At 62.4% G+C, this 4133-nt stretch carries 5 protein-coding genes and 1 pseudogene; 4 read left to right on the top strand and 2 right to left on the bottom strand.

From position 1 onward, the window contains the following. A partial coding sequence (locus E5W87_RS28045) for a LysR substrate-binding domain-containing protein (protein WP_292404922.1) occupies positions 1 to 612 on the top strand: 612 nt, incomplete at its 5' end. Here E5W87_RS28045 and E5W87_RS28040 read toward each other — a convergent pair. Further along, positions 609 to 1055, bottom strand: coding sequence for an iron-sulfur cluster assembly scaffold protein (locus E5W87_RS28040; RefSeq protein ID WP_065009453.1), 447 nt, complete (start codon positions 1053 to 1055; stop codon positions 609 to 611). The genes E5W87_RS28045 and E5W87_RS28040 overlap by 4 nt on opposite strands. 241 nt (positions 1056 to 1296) lie before the next feature. On the opposite strand from E5W87_RS28040, the gene folE reads away from it, so the two are divergent. The 3 genes from folE to E5W87_RS28025 all read left to right on the top strand — a co-directional run bounded on the left by folE (position 1297) and on the right by E5W87_RS28025 (position 3594). Further along, on the top strand, positions 1297 to 1932 hold the full coding sequence (gene folE, locus E5W87_RS28035; protein WP_292404920.1) for a GTP cyclohydrolase I FolE: 636 nt from the start codon (positions 1297 to 1299) through the stop codon (positions 1930 to 1932). 138 nt (positions 1933 to 2070) lie between these two features. Beyond that, positions 2071 to 2541, top strand: coding sequence for a phosphoribosyl-AMP cyclohydrolase (gene hisI / locus E5W87_RS28030; protein WP_292404918.1), 471 nt, complete (start codon positions 2071 to 2073; stop codon positions 2539 to 2541). An 84-nt stretch (positions 2542 to 2625) separates the two neighbouring features. Next, a complete protein-coding gene (locus E5W87_RS28025; RefSeq protein ID WP_292404916.1) occupies positions 2626 to 3594 on the top strand; it encodes a patatin family protein in 969 nt (322 codons plus the stop codon). A 48-nt stretch (positions 3595 to 3642) separates the two neighbouring features. Here the strand turns inward: E5W87_RS28025 and E5W87_RS28020 are convergent. Continuing rightward, a pseudogene (locus E5W87_RS28020) lies at positions 3643 to 4133 on the bottom strand (single-stranded-DNA-specific exonuclease RecJ); the annotation flags it as partial.

Genomic DNA, 4133 nt, shown 5'->3' with positions numbered 1-4133 from the left:
CCGTCGCTTGCATCCGTATGGCTGGTGCCGCGGCTCAACCGATTTCGCGAGTTGCGACCCGATATCGACGTTTCCCTTGAGGTCGACCCGAGGTTAATAGAATTCCGCAGCGATCAGCCCGAACTTGCCTTACGCTTTAGCGCGCACGCCACCACATGGCCACGCAGCGAGGCCGAACAGCTTGCCTCGGTCGTCGATTCACCGGTTCTGTCGCCGGCGCTTCTTGCATCCGGCCCCGCTTTGGAAAAGCCGATCGACCTTGGTCGCTATACATTGCTGCACGAAGAAAGCCGTCAGGGCTGGGCGCGCTGGTTCGAAGCGGCCGGCGTGACCGCTGAAGCCGTGCCTGCGCGTGGCCCGATGCTGGCGGATGCTTCGCTTTCGAAGCAGGCAGCCTTGCTTGGACATGGTGTCGCGCTGGGCGATCTTTTGCAGATCGGCGAAGAACTTGCGTCCGGCGCGCTGATCAAACCTTTCGACATCGACGTCGCGTCCGGTGCCTATTGGCTGGTGGCCAGAAGCCTGAACGACCTTTCCGAGCCGGCCAGGGCCTTTGCCGACTGGATCCGGGCGGAATTCGCCGAAAACCGGCGTTTTCTTGCAGAAGTTTAAGCCGCCTGTTCGGCGCGCTTCTTCTCGATCTGGCCGATCGCGTCGACCACGGCATCGAAGGTCAGCATGGTCGAGGCATGGCGCGCCTTATAGTCGCGCACCGGTTCGAGATATCTGAGGTCGGCGAAGCGGCCTTCGGGCGGCGCGCCGTTTTCCTTCAGCATCTTCAGCATCGTCTCGCGAACGCTGCGCAATTCATCCGCGCTGGCGCCGATGACATGCTGCGCCATGATCGAGGACGACGCCTGGCCAAGCGCGCAGGCTTTGACGTCATGGGCGAAATCGGTGACGACGCCGTCATCCATCTTCAGATCGACGGTCACGGTCGAGCCGCACAGCTTGGAATGCGCGCGCGCTGTTGCATCGGGATGGTCGAGCCGGCCGATCCGCGCGATATTCCCGGCAAATCCCAGAATTTTCGCATTGTAGACATCGTCGATCATATTTTTCCAATCCGTCGCCGCCGAGCGAACAGCGATTGCCGCTGACGGTCTTCCTTTCGCTCGACACGATCATATATAATGGTGGTACTCGGGCATCGACAAGGCAACCCAAGGCCTTCGTTTTTGCCCAAACATGTTCACGCCGCTTACGGGCTGGAAACTGGGCACGTTTCTAACACCCGAAAGGTCGTGGTCCGTTCAACTCGTTCCTCCTGAGAGAGGAACTACGGGAGACGCCTTTATGGATGCCGTCATCAAGAAATTCATGCCCCCCTCCGCCTATCTGGAAAAGCCGGTCACCGACCGGCCGAGCGAAGCCGAAGCCGAGGCCGCGGTTCGCACGCTGTTGCGCTGGGCCGGCGACAATCCGGACCGGGAGGGCCTGGTCGATACGCCAAAGCGTGTGGTGAAGGCCTATCGCGAAATGTTCGGCGGCTACGACAAGTGCCCGGCCGAGGAACTCGGCCGCACCTTCGAGGAAGTCGCCGGCTATGACGACCTCGTCCTCGTCAAGGATATAACATTCCATTCGCATTGCGAGCACCACATGGTGCCGATCATCGGCAAGGTGCATGTCGGCTATTTGCCGGACGGCAAGGTTGTCGGCCTGTCCAAAATCGCGCGCGTCGTCGATATCTTCGCCCAGCGCCTGCAGACCCAGGAAGCCATGACCGCACAGATCGCCGGCGTCATCCAGGATGTGCTCAATCCGCGCGGCGTCGCGGTCATGCTCGAAGCCGAGCATATGTGCATGGCCATGCGCGGCATCCGCAAGGAGGGCTCTACGACGCTGACCTCGACCTTCACCGGTGTCTTCAAGGACACGCCCGAGGAACAGGTCCGTTTCGTCACCATGGTGCGCGGCGGCAGGGGCTGAACGAGCCTCGCCGGTCGCCAGCCATGATCCCGAGAAGTGGGAACCGGTTCTCGGGTAAGATCATGGCCAAACAAGAAGCCAGAGCCTCGCCCATTTCGATCCTATCGGAATGGGCGAGGCTCTGAACAAGGACCGGCGATGTCGGCAGTGGAATTTCCGAAAGCTCCATCAGACAAGAAAGCACTGGAAGAGAGTACGGTCTTTTCGCCGCGCTTCGACGCCAGCGGCCTCGTCACCGTCGTCGTTACGGATGCCGAAGACGGCATGCTGCTGATGGTCGCGCATATGAACGCCGAAGTGCTGGCGCTGACGCTGGAAACCGGCATCGCCCATTACTGGTCGCGCTCGCGCAGCGCTCTGTGGAAGAAGGGCGAAACGTCCGGGAACGTCCAGAATGTCGTCGAGATGCTCACGGATTGTGACCAAGATGCCATATGGTTGCGCGTCAAAGTGATGGGCCACGACGCAACCTGCCACACCGGCCGGCGTTCTTGCTTTTATCGGACGGTGGGGCTGATCGACGGCAAGGGGACGCTTGCCAGCGACGGCAGCAAGCCGCTGTTCGATGCGGAAGAAACGTATCGAAAGCCCCGTGAACCATCTAAATGAACCATTCGCCGAACTGCAACCACGTATATTCATGATTTCGATACTGCCAGCCTCTATGTTGGCCGTCGGACAAGGGAGATTGTGATGCTCGAATGGGCGTCATCGCGCAACAGACTGGACGTTCGAGAGGCCAATGGCCTGTCATCGTCCGCCGGCGCATCCGAAACGAACCCCGCCAAGAAAACAGGCATTTCGCTGGCATTGGGCGGCGGCTGCGCGCGCGGCTGGGCCCATATCGGCGTGCTGCGGGCGCTCGACGAAGCCGGCATCGAAGTGTCGATGATCGCCGGCACCTCGATCGGCGCGCTGGTCGGCGGCTGCTACCTTGCCGGCAAGCTGGACGAGCTGGAAGAATTCGCCCGAAGCCTGACCAAGCGGCGCATTTTTGGACTTCTCGATCTCAATCTGCGCGGCAGCGGGCTGTTCGGCGGCATGAAGCTCGACGCACGGCTGCGCGAGCATATGGCCGGCATCCGGTTCGAGGATCTGCCCAAGCCTTTCGTCTGCGTCACCTCGGAGATCCGCACCGGCCATGAAATCTGGCTGTCGGGCGGCTCACTGATCACGGCCATGCGCGCCTCCTATGCACTGCCCGGCGTTTTTGAACCGGTCACTTGCAACGGCCGCGTGCTGGTCGACGGCGCGCTGGTCAATCCGGTGCCGGTCTCGGTCTGCCGCGCTTATGAGCAGCCGCTCGTCGTCGCGGTGAACCTTCACTATGATCTGTTCGGCCGCGCCGCCGTCATCAAGCACAGCGCCGGCGAACTGGTCATCGAAAAGGATGCGCCAAGGCCCGGCCTGTTCGACGCGGGGCACCAGTACCAAACACGGCTCGGCATCACCGGCGTTATGGTCGAAGCCTTCAACATCATCCAGGACCGTATTTCGCGTGCGCGGCTCGCCGGCGACCCGCCTGATATGTCGCTGCAGCCCAAGCTCAGCCATATCGGCCTGACCGAATTCCACCGCGCCGACGAGGCGATCCGCATCGGTTATCAGGTGACGATGGCCCAGATCGGCGAGCTGGCCCGGCTGCAGGCGGTTCTGGCCTAAGCCACGATCCCGAATCGAAGGTCCGCGCAGCAAAGCGGGAAACGATGCTCAGGCGCGTGCGGCATCGACGATGCGGAACTGCACCGTGCGGTTGCCGTTCCAGTGATTGCCCGACAGCGAACCGGCGACATGCACCGGCTTGCCCCTGTTCTTGAACAGGAATTCGCCGAGCGCCGTATCGACGGCGCGAAACGCGATCGCCTGGATGCGGCCGCCGCTTTCCGACTGCAACTCGGCGCGGATGTGATTGGTGCCGACCGGCCTTGCATCGGCAAGGCGATGGCGCGGCAGCGCGAAGACCGGCGCGACATGCCCGGCGCCGAACGGGCCGGCTTTCTCCAGTGCATCGAGCAGGCCGAGCGTTGCACCCTCGGCGGCCAGCGCACCGTCGATCGCCAGGCTTTCTTCGCCCTGCAGCCGGAACACATCGGCCGCCGCTCGTTCCTCGAAGAACGCCCGGAGCGCGCCAAGTTTCGCCCGCTCCACCGTGATGCCGGCGGCCATGCCATGGCCGCCGCCTTTGACGATCAGCCCGGCAA

It is taken from the genome of Mesorhizobium sp., assembly GCF_004962925.1.
In the GTDB taxonomy this organism is placed as follows: domain Bacteria; phylum Pseudomonadota; class Alphaproteobacteria; order Rhizobiales; family Rhizobiaceae; genus Mesorhizobium.
The sequence above is the reverse complement of the archived record's forward strand: the minus strand, read 5'-3'. Positions and strand labels throughout refer to the sequence as shown.

What these genes read in the sequence shown, in the direction of transcription:
- E5W87_RS28025 (WP_292404916.1), top strand. Translation starts at nt 2,626, where the DNA reads ATGCTCGAATGGGCGTCATCGCGCAACAGACTGGACGTTCGAGAGGCC.
- hisI (WP_292404918.1), top strand. Translation starts at nt 2,071, where the DNA reads ATGTCGGCAGTGGAATTTCCGAAAGCTCCATCAGACAAGAAAGCACTG.
- folE (WP_292404920.1), top strand. Translation starts at nt 1,297, where the DNA reads ATGGATGCCGTCATCAAGAAATTCATGCCCCCCTCCGCCTATCTGGAA.
- E5W87_RS28040 (WP_065009453.1), bottom strand. Translation starts at nt 1,055, where the DNA reads ATGATCGACGATGTCTACAATGCGAAAATTCTGGGATTTGCCGGGAAT.